This window comes from Nitrospira sp. KM1 (assembly GCF_011405515.1).
Taxonomy (GTDB): Bacteria; Nitrospirota; Nitrospiria; order Nitrospirales; family Nitrospiraceae; genus Nitrospira_C.
The window spans coordinates 1,478,330-1,497,785 of sequence record NZ_AP022671.1; the positions used below are offsets into that span (position 1 = coordinate 1,478,330).

Annotated in this window: 18 protein-coding genes; 1 reads left to right on the forward strand and 17 read right to left on the reverse strand. The window is 59.9% G+C overall.

Annotated features, from left to right (window positions below):
• Window positions 1-24 precede the first annotated feature (24 nt).
• The 17 genes from W02_RS06715 to bamA all read right to left on the reverse strand — a co-directional run bounded on the left by W02_RS06715 (window position 25) and on the right by bamA (window position 18,210).
• A complete protein-coding gene (locus tag W02_RS06715) occupies window positions 25-870 on the reverse strand; it encodes a glycosyltransferase (protein WP_173046015.1) in 846 nt (281 codons plus the stop codon).
• Complete coding sequence (locus W02_RS06720; protein WP_173046017.1) at window positions 867-1,622, reverse strand: glycosyltransferase family 2 protein; 756 nt, start codon at window positions 1,620-1,622, stop codon at window positions 867-869. The genes W02_RS06715 and W02_RS06720 overlap by 4 nt, the downstream gene beginning before the upstream one ends.
• Window positions 1,615-2,709: a glycosyltransferase family 9 protein gene (locus tag W02_RS06725; protein WP_173046025.1), complete on the reverse strand. Its 1,095-nt coding sequence runs from the start codon at window positions 2,707-2,709 to the stop codon at window positions 1,615-1,617. The genes W02_RS06720 and W02_RS06725 overlap by 8 nt, the downstream gene beginning before the upstream one ends.
• Entirely contained in the window at window positions 2,631-3,665 is a 1,035-nt protein-coding gene (gene waaF / locus W02_RS06730) for a lipopolysaccharide heptosyltransferase II (protein WP_173046027.1), read from the reverse strand. Before waaF (W02_RS06730) ends, W02_RS06725 begins: the two co-directional genes overlap by 79 nt.
• Window positions 3,666-3,669: 4 nt before the next feature.
• A complete protein-coding gene (gene waaF / locus W02_RS06735; RefSeq protein ID WP_173046029.1) occupies window positions 3,670-5,409 on the reverse strand; it encodes a lipopolysaccharide heptosyltransferase II in 1,740 nt (579 codons plus the stop codon).
• On the reverse strand, window positions 5,402-6,484 hold the full coding sequence (gene lpxK / locus W02_RS06740) for a tetraacyldisaccharide 4'-kinase (RefSeq protein WP_173046031.1): 1,083 nt from the start codon (window positions 6,482-6,484) through the stop codon (window positions 5,402-5,404). Before lpxK ends, waaF (W02_RS06735) begins: the two co-directional genes overlap by 8 nt.
• Window positions 6,485-6,490: 6 nt before the next feature.
• Window positions 6,491-7,828 carry a 3-deoxy-D-manno-octulosonic acid transferase gene (locus W02_RS06745; protein ID WP_173046033.1) on the reverse strand — a complete coding sequence of 446 codons (1,338 nt, stop codon included), beginning with the start codon at window positions 7,826-7,828 and terminating at the stop codon, window positions 6,491-6,493.
• Between the two features lie 44 nt (window positions 7,829-7,872).
• Window positions 7,873-8,505 (reverse strand): lysophospholipid acyltransferase family protein, encoded by a 633-nt coding sequence (locus tag W02_RS06750; protein WP_232068666.1) that lies wholly within the window; start codon window positions 8,503-8,505, stop codon window positions 7,873-7,875.
• Entirely contained in the window at window positions 8,498-10,243 is a 1,746-nt protein-coding gene (gene msbA, locus W02_RS06755; RefSeq protein ID WP_173046037.1) for a lipid A export permease/ATP-binding protein MsbA, read from the reverse strand. The genes W02_RS06750 and msbA overlap by 8 nt, the downstream gene beginning before the upstream one ends.
• Entirely contained in the window at window positions 10,231-11,361 is a 1,131-nt protein-coding gene (gene lpxB / locus W02_RS06760; RefSeq protein ID WP_173046039.1) for a lipid-A-disaccharide synthase, read from the reverse strand. The genes msbA and lpxB overlap by 13 nt, the downstream gene beginning before the upstream one ends.
• 31 nt (window positions 11,362-11,392) lie before the next feature.
• Window positions 11,393-12,376, reverse strand: a complete 984-nt coding sequence (locus W02_RS06765; protein ID WP_232068717.1) for a Gfo/Idh/MocA family protein — start codon at window positions 12,374-12,376, stop codon at window positions 11,393-11,395.
• 5 nt (window positions 12,377-12,381) lie between these two features.
• Window positions 12,382-13,245 carry an LpxI family protein gene (locus W02_RS06770; protein ID WP_197742163.1) on the reverse strand — a complete coding sequence of 288 codons (864 nt, stop codon included), beginning with the start codon at window positions 13,243-13,245 and terminating at the stop codon, window positions 12,382-12,384.
• Window positions 13,246-13,248: 3 nt separating this feature from the next.
• Window positions 13,249-14,055: an acyl-ACP--UDP-N-acetylglucosamine O-acyltransferase gene (gene lpxA, locus W02_RS06775; RefSeq protein WP_173046044.1), complete on the reverse strand. Its 807-nt coding sequence runs from the start codon at window positions 14,053-14,055 to the stop codon at window positions 13,249-13,251.
• Window positions 14,056-14,140: 85 nt separating this feature from the next.
• Window positions 14,141-14,584: a 3-hydroxyacyl-ACP dehydratase FabZ gene (gene fabZ / locus W02_RS06780; protein WP_173046046.1), complete on the reverse strand. Its 444-nt coding sequence runs from the start codon at window positions 14,582-14,584 to the stop codon at window positions 14,141-14,143.
• Between the two features lie 160 nt (window positions 14,585-14,744).
• Entirely contained in the window at window positions 14,745-15,278 is a 534-nt protein-coding gene (locus W02_RS06785) for an OmpH family outer membrane protein (RefSeq protein ID WP_173046048.1), read from the reverse strand.
• A gap of 46 nt (window positions 15,279-15,324) precedes the next feature.
• Window positions 15,325-15,768, reverse strand: a complete 444-nt coding sequence (locus tag W02_RS06790) for an OmpH family outer membrane protein (protein ID WP_173046050.1) — start codon at window positions 15,766-15,768, stop codon at window positions 15,325-15,327.
• Window positions 15,769-15,897: 129 nt separating this feature from the next.
• Window positions 15,898-18,210, reverse strand: coding sequence for an outer membrane protein assembly factor BamA (gene bamA, locus W02_RS06795; protein WP_232068667.1), 2,313 nt, complete (start codon window positions 18,208-18,210; stop codon window positions 15,898-15,900).
• A 330-nt stretch (window positions 18,211-18,540) separates the two neighbouring features.
• Between bamA and galU the strand changes: the two genes are divergently transcribed.
• Entirely contained in the window at window positions 18,541-19,452 is a 912-nt protein-coding gene (gene galU / locus W02_RS06800; RefSeq protein WP_173046052.1) for a UTP--glucose-1-phosphate uridylyltransferase GalU, read from the forward strand.
• Window positions 19,453-19,456: the final 4 nt, after the last annotated feature.

Consider the following 19,456-nt stretch of genomic DNA (forward strand, 5'->3'; position numbering starts at 1 on the left):
CAGTCACTTCAGGCCGGGTTTACATCACCCGCGGAACCCGCGTGTCAGCACGTTCCGGTAAAACGCCGGGGTCAACCAACGGTTGCGCCGCCGTCCCCAGCGGGAGGCCCGTCGTATCCGGTCCGCCATGACTGCGGGATGACGCCCCCGGAACTCCTTGAGGACCGCGTAATCTTCGAATTGGAATGTCTCATGCGCCAGCTGCCGTGCCTCGGCGGCCGGCACCTGATCGCCATGATAGACGGCGACCTGCTCTCGTTTTTTTTCCAGCATAACCCGTGGATCCTTGACCCAACCGTAGTGGAACATCCGGGCTCCCGAGTGGGCCAGCCACTGCGGTGGGCCGCTTTGCAAATATTGCCTGGCCGTCTTGACGTGAAAGCCGACCGCATCGCCGCAGGATTCTACCTCTCCATTGTTCCGGATCACGCGCACCGCCTTGTGATAGAACCACGGATTGGTCGACCAGTAGTCGGCGACGAAATGCAGATAGCGAAACAGGAGCCCCTTGATGTCAGGATGGCCGACATGGTCCGCCATCGCCTGCCGGAGCGCCGGCAAATCCTCCTCGTGCAAGACTTCGTCGGCCTGGATATAGAGTCCCCAATCACCCGTACAATGGGATAGCGCGATATTGGTTTGCTGCGAGTAGATCAGGCCGTCCTTGCGCAGCGCTTCGTCCCACACCGATTCGACGATTCTGATCCTGGGATCGCGGATCGACCTGATCAAGTCCAGCGTGCCGTCTTCGCACCGGCCGACGTTGACGATGAACTCATCGCAGACGGGCAGCGCGGAGCATATCGATTCCACGATTGGGTAATCGTATTTGACCGCATTGCGGCAAAACGTAAAGCCGCTGACTTTCACGCGCCGTCCCGCTGCCGTTCCCACAGCTTGGCGTATTTCATGACTGTGTAATAGGCATAGAGCCCTGAAAGAATCAACCCGGGCATGCCGTCCAGAAATCCCCTCCGTTGGATGTACATTTTTACGAACGACGCCAGCGGATGCGTCACCAGTTGGTGCCCGCGAAACCGGCGCCCCTGGCCGTCCATGCGCGCGGCCATCAGCGTTGAATAGCGATCCTGCTTCTCGACATAGTGATCGATGTCGCGGAAAGGGAACTGCAGGGCGGGCTGGGCGAGGTACCCCACCGGACCGTCACAGTCGAACCCTTCATGAACCAGTTCCTGCCGATATCGGAACCGGCTTTTACGGAACAGCTGCGGCTGGCGATAGTCGGGATACCAGCCGCAGTGTCTGATCCAGTGCCCCAGAAAATAGTTTTTCCGCGGTACGAAGTACGCGTCCGCAGCGGGGTGTCCTTCCAGCAGCCGCATGATCTCCTCTCGCAGTTCGAGAGTCATGCGTTCATCACTGTCCAGGCTGAATACCCAATCGTGCGAACAATAGGCCAGCGCCCGATTGCGGAGATCGCCGAACCCCTTGAACTCGACCTGATGGATCCGATCCGTAAATTCGCGCGCGATGGCCGCCGTGCGGTCGGTGCTGTGAGAATCCACGACGATCAACTCGTCCGCCCATTTCACCGATTCCAGGCAGGCGCGCATGTTGGGCTCATCGTTATACGCGATCACGTACACGGAGAACTTAGACATGCACGACCTTCAGGGGCGCGCGCTTGGCAATGACCTGCCGGACCTGCTCCGCCACGGTTTCGACGGTCAGCCGGTCCAGACAGTCCCAATACGGACAGGCTTCATAAATACATTTTTCACAGGTGGGCACATCCGGTCTCAGAACCACTCCGAACCCCAACGGCTTCCATCGAGTGGGAAGATTGTTCCGGCGAGGATCAAACAGACTCACGTTCGGGACTTCCAATCCGGCGGCGATATGAGCAGGGCCCGTGGCTCCGGACACCACCGCGTGGCTCTCGGCGATGAGTGCCATCAGTTCGCGCACTGATAAGGTTCCCATCAGATTCACGGTTCCCTCGGGAAGCGGCCGTTGCGAGAGGACATCCTTGGAAAACTGTGCCGCTTCGCCCGGACTTCCGGTCAGCACGACCTGCATTCCTGCCCGCTGCAGATGCTCAGCGAGGTCGCGATATGACTCGATCCGCCAGCGACGCGCGGCAAAACCGCCTGGATGCAACACAACCCGAGGGACTCCCAACCCGGACAGTCGTCGCCGAGCCGCTTCGCGCTCCTCATCGGTCAGAACCAGTCGTGGAGGCGCCGCCGATCCGACAGAGACTCCCAAACCCCGCAACATACCGACGTTGTACTCGATCTCGTGCTTGGAAAAATCCTTGCGGTGTTCGTAGATTCTCCTGTTCGCCAACACACTGTACCATCGGTATCCGGTGGCCACCCGTATCGGAACGCGGGCGAGAAACGCCGCCCACATGAGCCGGCGGAACGGCTTGAGAAATACCACGGCATCGATGCCCCGGCGGAACATGGCGATCAACTCGCGCAACGGTTCCCGCCCTGTCACGGTCCAAATCTCGTCGAGATCGGCGTGGTGATGAAGCACCGGCGCAGCATAGACGCTCGAAAGAAATGTGACCCGGGCCTGCGGCATCGCCCGTTTCAACGCCGTGGCTGACGGCAGGCAGAGAATCTGATCTCCGATGCCGTCGGGACGGGCCAGCAGGACATTCATTTCGATGCCATACGTCCGGCGAATTGGGATTCGACCGCCGCCATGACCTGCTCCGGCGACACCAGATGCAGACATTCAAGCGTCACGGCGTTCCGGCAGGTGCGGCTGAAACACGGTGAACAGGGAATCGACGTCTTCAATACGCGGTGTCCGGACCCGTAGGGGCCCGTGCGGGCCGGACTCGTCGGTCCGAAGACGGCGACCACCGGAGTCCCCACCGCCGCAGCCACGTGCATCGGCCCCGAATCGTTCGTCACGAGAACCGACGCGCGTGACAACAGCGCCGGAAGTACACCGACGCTTGAAGCGCCCGTGATGTCCATCGGTTTCGTACGCATCAACGCCTTCACACGTTCCGCATCTCCACGTTCGGCAGGCCCGCCCGTAAAGACCACCGCCCCCAGCCTCTCCTCTTGTATTCGGTCCGCCACCGCGGCAAACGAGCCGGCCGGCCATCGCTTCGTCGGCCAGCGGGCCGACACGTTCATCGCGATCCACGGCCGGCCTATTTCAAGGCCCGCATCCCGCAGCAGACGGTCTACGGTAATATGATCGCTATCCGGTATCCTGAATGAAAACTCCGGATTTCCTCCCAAAGTCGCTCCGAGTGCCTTCGCGATCAGCAGATAGCGGTCGACGGCATGCATGTCGGGCGTGGGAACCTCGATCCTGTCCGAGTAGAACCATGGACTGCCCTCGCGTGCGCGGGCAAATCCCACTCGTCGACCGGCGCCGCTCCCCCATGCCATGAAGGCGCTTCTCAAAAGCCCCTGAAGATCGACCGCCAGATCGAATTGTTCCTTCCGCAACGCCGGAATTTGAGATAACCATCCCGCAAACCCACGGTCGACAGACCAGGTCCGGTGCACCCCTTCGATTCGCTCGACGATGGCCGACCATTCGCGTTTGACCAGCCAGGTGATGGCAGCAGCAGGATAACGGCGGCGAAGAGCAGCCAACGCCGGCATCGCGTGCACGATATCGCCGAGGGAACTCGGCTTGACAAACAGAATTCTTCGATAGTCTTCCATCGGTTCACGCTTGACGCCCGCTCACCGGCTCCGAAACGGTCTCGGCTTTCTTTGCCTGAGACGCATCACGAAGGATCCACTCCACGGCTTCCGTCATCGTGGCGGCCACGGCATCGGGCATCGCCTGCTCGGCTTTCAGCGCTTCGAGCGCAGGAGCATCGACGACGCCGCCGGTGACGAGCACCGCGCGTGCTCCGATGATGCGGGCCAACTGCATATCGCGCGCATGGTCGCCGATCACGTAGGATTTCTTCAGATCCAACTGCAATTCCGCAACCGCACGGTCGACCATACCGCGGCCGGGTTTTCGGCAGAGACATCCGTCGTCCGGATGGTGCGGACAAAAATAGATGGCATCGAGCGCGGCATCGTGCTGCTCGAGCAGACCCTGCAGTCTGGCGTGAATGGCATCGAGATCTTTCAGCGTCAGAAATCCTCTCGCCACGCCGGATTGATTCGTCACGACGACCAGTCGCGCCCCTGCAGCCTTGAACCGGGCCAGCGCCTCGGGAACGCCGGGCAACAGCTTGAGATCCGCCGCTGATTTCAAATAACCGGGGTCCACATTGAGCGTGCCGTCGCGGTCGAGGAAGATCGTCGTTCCCTCCAATATATTGAACTCGGCTTTGATTTCCTTGAGGCTCGAATCCGCCCCTTGAGGCCCGATGCCGGTGAGGTCTCGCAGTCCAAATGACGCCGGGAGTCGCGGGGTTGCGGCCTCCAGGACGTGTTGAACCGAAACCCCCGTCATGCAGCGATGGTCGATCGGACATTCCCGCAACATGCACGGTGCGCAGTCGACAGGATGGCGTACCAGCGTATGAATCTCGCCGACGGGTGACGTCGTTTTCCAATCGGTAGGGCCGAAGATGGCCACGACGGGAACGTTCATGGCCGCAGCGATATGCATTGGGCCGGTATCGTTCGTCAACAATATGGAGCAGCGGGCGACGGCCGCCATCAGCTGGCGGATAGTCGTAGCTCCGGACAGGACGACGACAGGAACCGTCAATTGCCCGGCTATCTCGGCGCCTATCGCTTCCTCGCCCTTGGCGCCGATGATGACGACCGCGACGCGTTTATTCCCGCCCTCCTGCACTTGCCGGCAAAGTCTTGCGGCTGCTTCAGCAAACCGGGCAGGCAGCCATCGTTTTGCTCCTCCATATGTCGACCCCGGATTGATGCCGACGATCAGATCCGAGGCCCTGATGCCGGATGGTAGCAACCGTTCATCGATGGCCTGCGACTCTTCAGGCAACAGGGACAACTTCGGCGCATCCGGTTCACCGGAAAGACCCAGCGGCCGGAGCAAGTTCCAATAATAATGAACTTGATGAACCGACCCTCGGCGATTGGACACGCTGATCGGATCCGACAACAGGAACGTGCGGCCGTCCGTCGCGTAGCCGTGGCGCGAGGGAATTCCAGCCAGATACGCCAACAGCGCGGCTTCAAAGGCATTTTGGAAAAGCACGGCCACATCAAAACGCCCGTTGCGGAGTTCACGGGCCAATGTCCATTTCCCGATGAGCCCGGCATGGCGTTCCTTCCAGTCATAGACAATGATCTGATCCACCGCCGGATGTCCGGTGAACAGGTCCCCGATCGCCGGTTTCACGAGGAGAGAGAGCGCCGCGCTGGGGTACAGGCGCTTGATGCCGCGAATGGCAGGCTCGCACATGACGGCATCCCCGAGCCAGTTGGGCGCACGAACCAGAATGCGATGTATTGGACCGCTACGCACAAGCCTCCGTCATTCGGGCTGCAGGCAGATGGGTCACCAACTCCCTGAGCCGGTCTTCTCCCGATGTGACCTCCGCACCGATACGGAGAGCCCACCAGATGGCCTCATCTGCTCCGATCAGGCGCGCGAGCTTGCCGGCATCCTTTTCGGTTGTCACGACGAGTTCGGCCCGGACTGCCTTGGCTCTGCCTCGGATATCATTCACGTCTACCGGAGTATACCGATGGTGATCGGCGTACGACGTCTCGTCCAGTATGGAGAGCCCCGTCGCTTCGGCCAGCATTCGGAAGGATGCCGCGTTGCCGATACCGCTGCAGAGAAGCGCTGTCTTGCCACGACCCCACTGAATCGATCGCCGCTCATCGGAAGCCACAGACACCAGCGCCTCGGGCCTGAAGATGATTTGCCCCGGGATAAGGTCGCGCGAGAGGACAGTCCGGAGTCGAGTGAGGGCGGCTGTCACAAGATCAGGATCGTCCGCGCGCGTGATCATCACGCTCGTGGCACGATGCGCGGCCTGGATGGGCTCCCTCAATCTGCCGGCCGGCAGCGAGGCCCCGAGGCCGTCCACGTCCGTGGCATCGATCAGCAATATGTCGACGTCGCGATGCAGACCAAGATGTTGAAACCCGTCGTCGAGCAGAATGCAGTCCACGGAGTGACGGTCCAGTATCCACCGTCCCAGTTCGTACCGGTCGGCTCCGACCGCGACGATCGCCTTCGGACAGCGCCGCGCCATGAGGTGCGGCTCGTCCCCCGCTTCCTCGGGGCCGGCCAGAATATCCTGCCCGTTCGAAACGAGGAGCTTGGAGACGGTGCTGTTCCGTCGATAACCTCGACTCAAGATCGCCACCCGTTTTCCTTCTGCAGACAACCATTCTGCCAGACGGATGACGACAGGCGTCTTTCCTGTGCCCCCCATCGTCAGGTTGCCGACACTGATCACGGGAACCGGAAGCCGCCGCTGTCGGAACCACCCTCGTCCATACAACCAGGCGCGCAGACGCGCCGCCAGGGCATACGGTGCTGCGACCCAGAGCAGCCACCGACGGATGGGCGTTCCCGGATTCAACATGACATGTTACCGTTCTGTCACCAACGACAGCGGAGGAGCGGAGACCGGAGGGGAAGGGCGTGGGGAATCCGCGGTGAGCACTTGTTCGATCGCCTCCAGCGTCGCCTCCAGCGCCCCTTGATTTTGCTTCACCACGCTGAGCGCCGCCTGCCCCATGCGATGGCGTTCTTCGATCTGTTCAAATAGAGCCATCATTCGACCGGTCAGATCTGTTTCGTCTGTTACACGAACGCCACCTCGAGCCTGCAGCAACAGGTTGGCGATTTCGGCGCAATGGTCCGTATGGGGACCAAATACCACCGGCTTTCCCCATACAGCCGGTTCCAGAAGATTGTGTCCTCCAACCGGAACCAAGGTTCCTCCCACAAATGCCACGAGGGCCTCACGATACACCGCCGCCAGTTCGCCGCGCGAATCCAAAACGAGCACCTGCGGCTTATCCGTTCGCCCGCGCCCTTCGATGGCGCTGCGCCGCCGGACAGTGAACCCACGGTCGCGCGCCAGGGATTCCACCTGACCGCTTCGTTCGATATGTCGAGGAGCCACGATCAACCGTGCCGTCGGATAGCGTTCGATGATCGTGTGATAGCATCCCATCAACGCCTCTTCCTCACCCGGATGGGTGCTTCCCGCCACAATCAGGAGATCATCGGGACCGAATCCGAGAGCCTCCCTGAGGTCCCTCTGACCGGCAATGCTCGGAGTCATCTGATCGAATTTGATATTGCCCGTGCGGCGTACGCCGGCTGGGTCGGCCCCGAGAGCGACAATGCGTTCGACGTCACGGTCCGACTGCATGAGGCAAAGCCGGAGCGACCGCAACATGGGCCGGTAAAACGCGCGCACGGGCTTCCACTGCTGTCGCGCGAACGACCGTGTCGACAGCCTCCCGTTCACCATAACTGTCGGAACGCCTGCCAGGGAGAGCGACCTGAGGAGATTCGGCCACAACTCGGTTTCGACGAAGATATAGATGATCGGACGGAGAGAGGCGATCGTGCGGGAAACGGCCCAGGGAAAATCAAGCGGCGCATAACAATGTTCCGCAATTCCGGCCAGGCGCTGCTCTACGGCTTCACGTCCGGTCTCGGTAACGGTGGAAACCATGAACCGGAGTTCAGGATGCCTGTGGTGAAGCGCCAAGACCAACGGAGTCACGGCGACCGCTTCACCCAGCGAGACGGCATGAATCCATACGACCGGCCGGCCGGAAGGATCGGGAGCGGGCGGAGCCATGCCCAGTCGCTGACGCAAGCCGCGCCGACACCGTGGTTTGGATACGAGAACGGCCACAATCACGGGAAAGGCGAGGAGCAAACCCAGGTTATACAGGACATTCCACATGGATCAGGCCCCTGCCGTGTCGTCAGCCTTGGCCGTGAGGCGGTTCAGCGCGGCTTCGAGTTCCAGCCGTTTGGCTTCCTGCAGCGGCGCGTCCGCGTCACGAGGAACCCAGAGCGGCGCCCCCCAGACGTAACAACCGCGGGAGAATGGGTATGGGACCATGAACCGGTCCCAGCTCGCGAAGAGTTTTTTTTTGAGCAGCCGAATGCGAGCGGGACGATCGGAAGACCCGATGCGCGGGCCAGTTGAATCACGCCGAACTTCACCGATTGTCGCGGTCCCTTCGGTCCATCCGGAGTCACGACAAGGTCCATCCCGCTCCGGCCCAGGCGGATCAATTCCCGCAACGCCTCGACGCCCCCTCTTGTACTGGATCCCCGCACGGTTCCGAATCCGAACCGGCCGACGATCCGCGCGATGATTTCCCCGTCTTCGTGCTGACTGATCAGGATATGGGCCTTCTTACCGCGGTAGGTCAGCGGCATCATGAGCTGCTGCGCATGCCAGAACGCGATGATCGCACGCTGTCCCTCACGATAGAGCGCATCGATGTCTTCAGACCCGAGCGTCTCAATCCGCATGGACCGTCCGAGCCCCCGGATGATCGACGCACCAACCGGAGGCAGCACGCTGAGCTTCAGCCAACGTTGCAAACGTTTGTTCAGCCGGCTAGCCATTGGGCATATCCTGGAATTGCATGGCATGCAGGCGTTTGTAGACGCCGCCCCGCAGCAGCAACTCTTCGTGCGTTCCGATCTCGACAATCGAGCCGCGGTCGAACACGATGATTCGGTGGGCCCGTTGAATCGTAGACAGCCGATGCGCGATGACGACCGTGGTACGGTTCTGCATGAGATTGCCCAGCGCCAGCTGGACGACGCGTTCGGACTCCGTATCCAGCGCGGAGGTCGCTTCGTCCAGAATGAGCAGCGGCGGATCGCGCAAAATGGCGCGCGCAATGGCCAGCCGCTGGCGTTCGCCTCCAGACAACTTGACGCCCTTTTCGCCGATCACCGTGTCGTAGCGTTGCGGAAGGCGGTCCACGAAATCATGCGCATAGGCCTGCCGGGCCGCCTGGATAATCTGTTCATCCGTCGCGTTGCGGCGCCCGAACGCGATGTTGTTGCGGATCGAATCGTCGAAGAGCACCACCTCCTGCGAGACGATGCCGATCTGCGACCGAAGCGACTGGAGCGTGTAGGACTGGATGTCGATCCCATCGATGAGAATTCGCCCGGCGGTCGGCTCGTAGAATCGCGGCAACAGATTGACGAGCGTCGTCTTACCGCTCCCGCTGCTGCCGACGATCGCCACCATTTCTCCTGCACGGATGGTCAGGTCGATGTCGGCAAGCGCCGGAACGCTCTGCCCTTCGTAATGAAAGGTGACGTCCTGATATGTCACGGATCGGCTGATCGGCGGCAGCGTCAACTGCCCCCGCTCCTGTTCCTGTTCCGATTTCAGATCGATGACCCCGAAGACCCGTTCCGCCGCGGCGAGCGCCTGCTGGATCGTATTGTTGGATCCGGAGAGCTTCCGGAGCGGGGTGTAGGCCATGAACATGGCGGTCAAAAATGAGAAGAACGCGCCGGGCGTCATGGCGTCCTTGATCACGAGAAATCCGCCGTACCAGATAATGCCGGCGATCCCCAGCACGCCGATGACCTCCATATGCGAGGATCCCAGCGAGGAAACCTGGATGGCCTTCATCGTCGTGTTGAGAAAGGCCTTATTGCTGCGCTTGAACCGTTCCGCTTCCGCCTCTTCCCGGCCATAGGCCTTGACCATGCGGATGCCGGCCAACGTTTCCTGCAGCGTGGAAGCCATATCACCCATGCGTTCTTGACCGCTGGTCGCCAGCGCGCGCAACCGCTTTCCCATCCGTACCATCGTGACGACTGCGAGCGGGATGACGATGATCGACAGCCCCGCCAGCTGCCAGTTTTGATAGACGATCACGCCCAGCATCGCCAAAAACGTGAGTCCCTGCTGGAAAATATCTTTCAGCACCCCTGCAACGGCATTGGCCATCAACGTCACATCGTTGACGACCCGCGACACCAGACGCCCGGACGTATTGGCGTCGTGATAGCCGACCGGCAAGCGGATGAGTTTTCCAAACAACTCCTGTCGAATATCGGCAATCACCTGGTTGCCGACGAAATTCATCAGATAATTCTGACCGTAATTGAACGCGCTCTTGAGTACAGAGACGATGAACAGGGCCAGCGGGAGGATAACCAGAAGACCTTCGTTCTTGTTGATAAAGATCTCGTCGAGCACGGGTTTGACGAGCCAGGCGTACGCGCCTGAGAACACGGCCACGAGCGCCGAACAGACGAACGCAGCTGCGAGTCTGAGCCGATACGGCTTCAGGTAGCGGACGAGACGTATGAAACGATCTAGGCCCGACATTCTGCCAGCACCACCTTGGCTGCGCGATGCGATGCTCCCGGGATCCCAAGAGACTCGCGGACCTCGCGGAGGCCGGCCTTCATCTCACTACATGCGCGTCTATCGGTCAAGAGACGGCGGATCTCGGCGCTCAATCGATCGGGTGTCGCATCGTGCTGGATATATTCCGGCACAATGGTGCGGCCGGCAACGAGGTTGACGAGACCGATCCATTTCACTCGGATGAGCCTGCGGGCCAATTGGTAGGTCACCGGCGTGGTTTTATACAACAGGACCATCGGAGTCCCGACGACGGCGGCCTGCAATGTCGCGGTCCCGGACGCGATCAGGAGGGCATCCGATGCCGCCATGACCTCGCTCGCCTGCTCGCGGACAATACGAACCGGAACGGGGCTGCTGTCAACGAGCGAATGGATGAGCGCGTCGTCAATCGATGAGGCCCTGGCCACGATGAATTGAGTCCGCGGGTCGGCTGCAGCGAGTTTCGCCGCAGCTTGCAACAGGACCGGCATCAACATTTTGACTTCGGCGGCCCGGCTGCCCGGCAACAGGCCTACCACCGGTCCCTCAGGAGCCAATTCGAAGCGCCGCATGAGCTCGGCCCGATCGTAGCTCGGCGCCACGGCGTCGAGAAGCGGATGGCCGACAAAGGTGCACCGCACACCCGCTTGCCGATAGAGTTCTTCCTCGAACGGCAGAATCACCACGACATGGTCCACTCTTCGCTGGATCCACTTCATGCGGCGCGGCCTCCACGCCCACACTTGTGGCGCGATGTAATAGAGCACCCTCAGGCCGGCGGCTTTGGCCACACGCGCAAAATGAAAGTTCAGCCCGGGATTGTCGATGAGAACGACCAGGTCCCAGGATTCGGATTTCAACACCCTCCGGATCGCTCTGATGCGGCGGACCACGCTTCGAACGGCCGATAGTCCGATCAGTCCCATCACATCGAGCTGCGGAATGCCGGGGATCAATTTGACGCCGGCGTCACGCATTCCGGTGCCGCCAATGCCGACTAATTCCGTGGCAGGATCCAATGAGAGAATCGCTCGAGCCAGATTGGCTCCATGAAGATCGCCCGATGCTTCGCCGGTCACAATAAGGATGCGTGGCATGGTTCCGAATGGACCGGTGTGATGCGTCTACTCAACGGGATGTGTCTCCAACGCCGGGCGTGCCGGCGTCGTCGGAGGTGTGATGCCGCCGTGCGAACATTTCAATCGCTCGCAGGACCTGATGCGCCAGATCCAGCGCCGCCAACCCGTCCTCCCCGGACACGACCGGCCTTGTGCCCTCCGACACGGCCTGCAGAAACGCCTCGAGCTGGAGCTTCAGCGGCTCCTCCTCGCCTCCCTGCAGCTGCTCGAAGGTAATGGCCGGTTTCTCACCCTGTTTGGCATCGCGACGGCACACCATGCCCTGTCGCGCTTGAAAATCGATGGACACATAATTGTCGCGCTGGAACAGTCGCAGCCTCCGCATTTTATTGGTCGACACCCGGCTGGCGGTCAAATTCGCCACGCACCCGCTCTTGAACTGGATACGGGCGTTCGCGATATCAATGGTGGAAGACAGCACCGGAACGCCCGCCGCCTGCACGTCTTCCACGGGTCCAGGCTGGAAGGACAACACCATGTCCAGATCATGAATCATCAGATCGAGGACGACGTCTACATCCGTCCCCCGCTCGCTGAAGCTGCTCAGCCGGTGGCACTCGATAAAGACCGGCCGGATGATGTGCGGCCTGATGACCTGCATGACCGGATTGAACTGTTCGCTATGACCTACCTGAAGGCGAAGGTTCTTGCGGCCGGCGAGTTGCACCAGTTCCTGCGCCTCGGCTGAGGTCACGGCAATGGGTTTCTCAACCAAAACGTGGACGCCGGCTTCGAGACAGGTTTTGGCGACGGCGTGATGGGACGAAGTCGGCACGGCGACACTGACGAGGTCAACCTCCCGGACCAGTGCCTCAACCGACGGGAACACGCGGGTTCCATGTCGGCCGGCGATGGCGTTCGCCCGCTCGGGTGATTGATCGGTGACGCCGATCAGTTGCGCGCCGGGCAACGACGCATACAGGCGTGCGTGATGTTGACCGAGGTGACCCACGCCAATCACGCCTGCTTTCATCGGTGTCACTGGTTTGGGGGTCCTCCGGATGGTTCGGGTTTGACGAGTCCGACGATCGCGATTCCTGCCGACCGGGCTGTTTCCAACGTCTGCTCGCGATCAATGAGAACGGTCCGTCCCGCCTCGACCGCCAGCACAGCCGCCTTGACCGACGCCATCACCTCAATGGTACGAGGTCCGATGGCAGGAAGGTCGAAGCGCAAATCCTGTTGAGGTTTGCTCCGTTTCACCACGACCGCGCCGTCCTTCGCCAGCTGGCCGCCACGCCTGATCGCATCATCCGTGCCCTCGACCGCCTCAACGGCAACGACGACCCGATCCTTGATGACGACGCATTGCCCGATGTCGAGGCGGCCGATCTCCTGAGCGACATCCCATCCATAACGGATATCTTCCCACTCCTTCTGACTGGGCTCACGGCGGGACAGGGTTCCTTCCTCTGCGAGGATGCCTTCAAGGCCGAATGTCGATTCACAAATCGTGATCCCGTCGCGCTCCAATTCGCCGGCAATTTCACGGAGAATATCGTCGTCTTTCCACAGCGCGAGTCTGGTGGCCAGGGCGAGGGCACGGAAGTCAGGCCGCACCGTGGTGAACACATGGGTTTTCTTGATACCGCCCAGCATCACCGCCTTCCGGACGCCATCCTCCTTGAAGGCTTTGATGAGCTTGTTCAGCTGCCCGATTTTGATCCAATGGATACGTTCGACGTGATCCGTGAGTTCGGGGTCTGTTTCTCCGTCGTGTGCCACGGCCGAAATCTGATATCCAAGCTTGCGCGCGTTGTCGGCAAAAATGATGGGGAAACGTCCGTTGCCGGCGATCAACCCGAGCCGTTCCCCTCCGGCCACTTGCGGCGCCTGGGACACCGGTTACTCCTCGTGCTCCTGATCCACTTCGACCGACCTGCAGACCCCGCGCTTCGTCCCTTCCAGAAACGCCAACATCGTCATGACGTCCGGTTGATCGCTGAACTCGGCTTTGACCAGTTTTGCCGCTTCCGCCAGCTTATGACCGGACCGAAACAGGACGTCATAGGCCTTTTTCAACACGGCGATGCGATCCGCCGTGAACCCGTGACGGCGAAGCCCGACGGTATTGAGGCCGTACATCCGCGCCCGATACCCCCCGGCAGCGCGCATGAACGGAGGAAGATCTTGTCCGATCGCGCAACATCCGCCGACCATGGAATAGGCGCCGATCCTGACGTATTGATGGATTCCGCTCAACCCTCCGATGATCGCGTGGTCCCCGATCGTGATGTGTCCGGCGAGGCTCGCCGCGTTCGCAAGGATGAGATGGCTCCCCAGATGACAGTCGTGGGCAACGTGCACGTACGCCATGAGAAAATTCCTGGATCCGATGCTCGTGACGCCGCCTCCCTCCACCGTTGCGCGGTTCACCGTCACGTATTCCCTGAAAATATTGTCGTCACCGATGACGACCGTCGTCGGGTCTCCTTTGTATTGCAGGTGCTGAGGAGGTCCGCCGATCGAGACAAACGGGTGGAGTTCGCACCGTTTCCCAATTTGTGTCCAGCCATCGACCGTGACATGAGAAATCAACCTGCTGCCGGCGTCGATCGTCACATGTTCGCCGACCGTGCAAAACGGCCCGACAACGACGTCGTCGGCCAGCTTGGCCTTGGGATGGACGATTGCCTGTGGATGAATCTGCACGCTGAACCTCCAGATCTGTTCGTCAACCGCCGCCTATCGCGCCGTGCGCCTCGACGGGCGCCGGCGGCCTCGCGCACGCGATGGTCTACGCCTTCTCTTCCGTGACCATGGCCGTGACTTCCGCTTCGCACACCAACTCCCCTTCCACGAACGCCTTGCCTTGCATCTTCCAAAACGGCGCGCGCTTTTTCACCACGTCGATTTCGAAACGCAGACGGTCTCCCGGCACGACGGGCTTCCTGAACTTTGCGCCATCGATGCCCGTCAGATACACCACCGGCTTCGCCGCCTGCCCCATGGATTTGAATGCGAGCAATCCTCCGACCTGGGCCATGGCCTCGATGATCAGGACGCCCGGCATGACCGGGCGACCGGGGAAATGCCCCTGAAAAAAAGGCTCGTTGATCGTCACGTTCTTGATCCCGACAATCCGCCGGTCGGGGTCCAATTCGAGCACCCGGTCGACCAAGAGAAATGGGTAGCGATGGGGTAAGAGTGCTTGAATATCGGCCTGCTCCATCACTGACATCGTCAATCCTCCGACATGTTCCGTATTTTACCTGCGCGTCCTGATCGACACGTCGCGGCGCCGTTTCACGCGGTCTCGTCCGCCGAACCCATTTGCTCCGGCCACCCGCCACTCCGTCCGTTCAGACGTGCGCACTGTGCTCGGGGCTATATATAACATCTCACTTGTTCTGACGATCGAATTCCTTCACGACCTGTTCGGTGACATCCAATGCCGGCTGATGGTACAGCACAATCCTGATCACCGACTCGTTTCCTTTGTCGATCACGGCGGTGAAGCCTTCTTTTTGCGCGACCACCTGTGCCGCATCTTGAACCTTTTTCGAATATTCGGCGACCATTTCCCGCTGCTTCTGCTGAATTTCCCGGTTGAAATCCGCCAACCGCCGCTGGTAGGCCTCGAGCTTCACCTGAAACTGGTTTTGCTTTTCCTGCCTGCCCGTATCGCTTAATTTCGTGTCGCGGGTGCCTTGTTCAAGCTCTTTCAACTCCTGATCATCGGAATTGATGATTTTCTGCCTCGTCGCGCTGTAGGCCTTGAGTTCTTCGAGCACCCGTTTTCCTGCCTTGGATTTTTCGATGACGGCCTGTTGATCCATCACGGCGACGCGTAACGCATCCGCCGCTCCGGCCGGCAGCATCATCAGCCATATCGCCGTTCCGGCCAACAGTCCAACTGCTCCGATCTGTCTCATCGCCCGCCCTCCTCATTCGTGTGAATCCATCGTGCGCGGCTGTCCATCATGGATATTCTCGATTGAACTCTTCGATCACTTCCGCGGTCAAATCAAGCGCGCCGTCACTGTACACTGTAGGGCCGCCTTTCCCCTTGTCCAACACCACCTGCAGGTCGTGGCGCTTCGCAACTTTTTCGACCACGACCTCTAACTTTTCCCGAAACGCATCGAGCACGTCCTTCTGTTTCTCCTGCACCTCACGGTTCAATTCGGCGGCCTTCTGCTGATATTCGGCCATGCGGCGGCGAAAGATTTGTTCGCGCTCGCTTTTGGCCGCAGCGCTCAGGACGCTCGCCTGCTTCACGAAGTCTTCTTCCATCCGGCGCAGCTCTTTTTCATCCATCTCGATCAGGGCCTGACGGCTCTTCGAGAACGAACTGAGAGAGTCCTTCGCCTTCTTGCCGGCGTTCGAGTCGTTGAGCAGACGCGTCGGATCGACCAACCCCATCTTCCCCTCGATCTTCGAGCCCGCACAACCGACCATCATCGCGGCGCATAGCGCCGCCACGAACAGCCCGTACAGCAATCTGAACCCGCTTGTCTTGCGTCCGATCACCCGTCCTCCTCGTCCACTCGATTAAAACAGCGACCCGATCGTAAATTCGAATACGCCTTTTCGCTCGCCCTCCCGCGGATCCAGGTTGATGCCGTACGCGGCGCGCAACGGACCAAACGGCGAGATCCATCTCCCTTCGAGACCCGCCGCCGGACGGAGCCGGAACGAGACCGGTTCGTTGTCGTCAAATCCTTTGCCGTAGTCGAAGAAGATGACGCCGTTTAACTTGGCTTCCGATGAGATCGTAAAAATAAAATCGTTGTTGAAGATCAGCTCCTTTGCCGCGCCGATCAGCGAATTGCTTGGCGTCACAGGGCCCGCACGGCCGAAGACGAATCCGCGCATCGTATTGATACCGCCGACGAAATACCGTTCCGTCAGGGGAATCGGCTTGCCATTGAGCCCCTCTGCCGCGCCATACCGGACCCTGAACGAAAAGCGGGTGTCGTACGGGAGCGGCGTATATTTCATGATGTCGATATTATATTTGTAAAAATTGTTCGTGCCTCCGAGATAAGGCGTGCCCAGATCGAATCCCACGCTGGTCCTCCACCCGCTGCGCGGATCGAGGTAATAGTCGCGCGTGTCCCGGGCCAGGGTCGTGCGGAAACCGGTCGTCGTCTGGTTGCCCAACTGTCTCAAAATGATTTCCGGCGCATCGGCGGTCGGATCGCTGAAATTCAATTGTTCGGCCATGAGGCTGAACGACCCCGTGACGTACTCCGACAACCAGCGGCCGAAGGTCAAACTCGCGCCGGATTTTCTTTCGAAGTACGTGATGTAGTTCGTCATGCTGCGGAAGATGTCGAGCTGCATCGACGTCAAGGAATCGTTCAGATACGGGTTTCGGAAGGTGATCAATCCCAACGTGCGCTGTTGTCCGAGTTGTCCGCGGATCCGTCCCATCCACCCGTTGCCGCCCAAATTACCTTCCGTGATGTCGGCGATCGCGACCAGCTTGTCCAAGGTGCTGAATCCGCCGCCGATGCTGAATTGCCCGGTCGGCTTCTCCTTGACGCGGACGTTCAGATCGACTTTGTCGGGTCCGACCTGCTGCGGAAGAATTTCGACCGTTTCGAAAAAGTTGAGATTGTTCAACCGCTGGAAACTGCGCTTCAGCGATGGCGTGTCGATCACGTCCTGCTCGTCGACGCGCAATTCCCGGCGAATGACGTTGTCCTTTGTTTTGTCGTTCCCGTTCACATTGATCTGCCGAATGCGCATCATCTCGCCTTCTTTGATGGTGAGGATGATGGAGGCGGTGCGATCTTCGGCATTGGGATTGACGCTCGGAGAGACATCGGCGAAGGCATACCCCTTGCTGCCGTACAAATCATTCAGCCGGGTCACCTCGTCGCGGATTTTCTGACGCTGGAAAATCTCCCCGACCTTGATTCTCAGATTTTCCCTGAGTTCGGGCTCCTCAAACACGGTATTGCCCCTGAACCCTACCTCCGACACGGTAAACGGCTCCCCTTCAACGACCGGATACACGACGGTAAACCACTTCTTATCTTCGCTCAACTCGACCGCGGGCAGCCCGACCTGCACGTTCAGATAACCTTTGTTGAGCAGGACTTCCTTGATGCGCTCCACATCGTTGTTCATTTCTTCACGCTTCAGCACTCCGGCATCCGAGAGAAAGGACGGGAGCTTCAACTGAGTCACCAGACCATACCAGGGCACCCATTCTCTCGTAGCCATGACTTTGAACATCTCGTCTTTCGAGGCGGCCCGCATGCCGTCGAACGTCACAGTCTTGACCTTGGCCTTCTCTCCTTCCTTGACGAAAAAGGTGAGCCGCTTGCGGTCTTCGTCCAGCGTCTGCACGATCGGGATAACCTGGCAATCGTAGAACCCGTCTTCCTGATACGCGAGCCGGATTTTCTCGGCGCTTTCCTTGGCCTGCTGCTGGTCGAGAAACGCCTGGCTCTTGATCGTAATTTTTTCTTTCAGCTTGTCGTCGCTCAGCTCCTCATTGCCGTCGAACACAATCTCGGTAATGAACGGCTTCTCCCGGACGACGAACACCAGGGACACGCCCTGAGCCGTGGATTCGGTCTCCACGTGTACGTCTTCGAAATACCCCGTGTCGTAAAGGATCTTGATCTGACCCCTCACATTTTCCTGAGTATAGGGATCGCCGGGTTTCAACGTCAGGCGTCCGGCGATGGCCGGCAGTTCGATTTTCTTGTTCCCCTGTATGTTGATCGACGAAACCTTGACGTCGTTCGGCTGCGCCGCGGCCTGTGCGATGAAGAGACCACAGCACGCCAGACTGAGAATCAGAATCAGCAGCCAGTATAAATCGTTTAGATATGTTGCCCCCCTCACAGACTCAGCGCTCCATCCCTACAGAAACACCACGAGAAGGGGGAATCCACCCCTGCACGATGGTTGCACAATACCCTTCATCGGGGCCCCGTGGCGGAGAACGCAGAGCTTTGGACATCGAGAACGCAAAACACCAAAGCCGGCGACAAACGATGCGGTCGTGCCCGGCGCAGCCGCATGAGCTACGGGTACATGTGTGAAAAACTCCCGGATTATATGGGGCAAGTATTTCAATGTAAAGCGCTTCCAAGCGGATCACGCGACGGAATTTTGCGGCGACGACGGCGTCCGTTCCTTGACATCATCGACCCCATCACATAGTATCGCTCGATGCACCGATCGGACGTCCGCAAAGCCGTCATTCCCGCCGCTGGATTGGGCACGCGCTTCCTACCCGCGACCAAGGCATCCCCCAAGGAAATGTTGCCGCTGGTGGACAAACCGCTCATTCAATACGCGGTGGAAGAAGCCGTGGCGTCGGGCATCGAAGACATCATTGTGATCACGGGGCGCGGCAAACGCGCGATTGAAGATCACTTCGACCGCTCGGTCGAACTGGAAGAGAACCTCAAAGGGAACGGCAAAGGCCAGCTCCTCAGCCAGATCAGACATATCTCGAGTCTGGCGAACTTTTGTTACATCCGTCAGTCCGAAGCGCTCGGGCTCGGGCATGCCGTGCTGTGCGCGCAACGGTTGATCGGTGACGAACCGTTTGCCGTTATCCTGGGCGACGAGATCATTGATGCGGACGTGCCGGGACTCGCGCAGCTCATCCATACCTATAAGAAACGAAACGGCGCGGTGCTGGGAGTCCAGACTGTCCCGCATCAAGAGGTGAACCGGTACGGGATCGTTTCTCCGCGCCCTATCATGGAGAGACTGCATGAGGTCGCGGACCTCGTCGAAAAACCGTCTCCGTCCGACGCCCCGTCCAATCTGGCCGTCATCGGCCGGTACGTGCTTCCTCCTGAGATTTTCCCGATTTTGCGCAAGACCCGCCCCGGCAAGAATGGCGAGATTCAACTTACCGATGCTTTGAAGGAGCTGTCCAAGGCATCGCCGATGTACGCGCTCGAAGTACAGGGACAGCGCTACGACGCCGGCGACAAGTTGGGATTTCTCATCGCCACCGTCGAGTTCGCGTTAAAAAATCCCTCCCTCGGATCGGAGTTCGGCGAGTACCTGCGGGAACGCATGGTTCCGGCAAAAGGGGCGCGCCGTACTCGGACCGGCAAGGCCTGATCCT

What these genes read in the sequence shown, in the direction of transcription:
- W02_RS06720 (WP_173046017.1), bottom strand. Translation starts at nt 1,622, where the DNA reads ATGTCTAAGTTCTCCGTGTACGTGATCGCGTATAACGATGAGCCCAAC.
- W02_RS06725 (WP_173046025.1), bottom strand. Translation starts at nt 2,709, where the DNA reads ATGTCTGCATCTGGTGTCGCCGGAGCAGGTCATGGCGGCGGTCGAATC.
- waaF (WP_173046027.1), bottom strand. Translation starts at nt 3,665, where the DNA reads ATGGAAGACTATCGAAGAATTCTGTTTGTCAAGCCGAGTTCCCTCGGC.
- lpxK (WP_173046031.1), bottom strand. Translation starts at nt 6,484, where the DNA reads ATGTTGAATCCGGGAACGCCCATCCGTCGGTGGCTGCTCTGGGTCGCA.
- W02_RS06745 (WP_173046033.1), bottom strand. Translation starts at nt 7,828, where the DNA reads ATGTGGAATGTCCTGTATAACCTGGGTTTGCTCCTCGCCTTTCCCGTG.
- W02_RS06750 (WP_232068666.1), bottom strand. Translation starts at nt 8,505, where the DNA reads ATGGCTAGCCGGCTGAACAAACGTTTGCAACGTTGGCTGAAGCTCAGC.
- msbA (WP_173046037.1), bottom strand. Translation starts at nt 10,243, where the DNA reads ATGTCGGGCCTAGATCGTTTCATACGTCTCGTCCGCTACCTGAAGCCG.
- lpxB (WP_173046039.1), bottom strand. Translation starts at nt 11,361, where the DNA reads ATGCCACGCATCCTTATTGTGACCGGCGAAGCATCGGGCGATCTTCAT.
- W02_RS06765 (WP_232068717.1), bottom strand. Translation starts at nt 12,376, where the DNA reads ATGAAAGCAGGCGTGATTGGCGTGGGTCACCTCGGTCAACATCACGCA.
- fabZ (WP_173046046.1), bottom strand. Translation starts at nt 14,584, where the DNA reads ATGTCAGTGATGGAGCAGGCCGATATTCAAGCACTCTTACCCCATCGC.
- W02_RS06785 (WP_173046048.1), bottom strand. Translation starts at nt 15,278, where the DNA reads ATGAGACAGATCGGAGCAGTTGGACTGTTGGCCGGAACGGCGATATGG.
- W02_RS06790 (WP_173046050.1), bottom strand. Translation starts at nt 15,768, where the DNA reads ATGGGGTTGGTCGATCCGACGCGTCTGCTCAACGACTCGAACGCCGGC.
- galU (WP_173046052.1), top strand. Translation starts at nt 18,541, where the DNA reads ATGCACCGATCGGACGTCCGCAAAGCCGTCATTCCCGCCGCTGGATTG.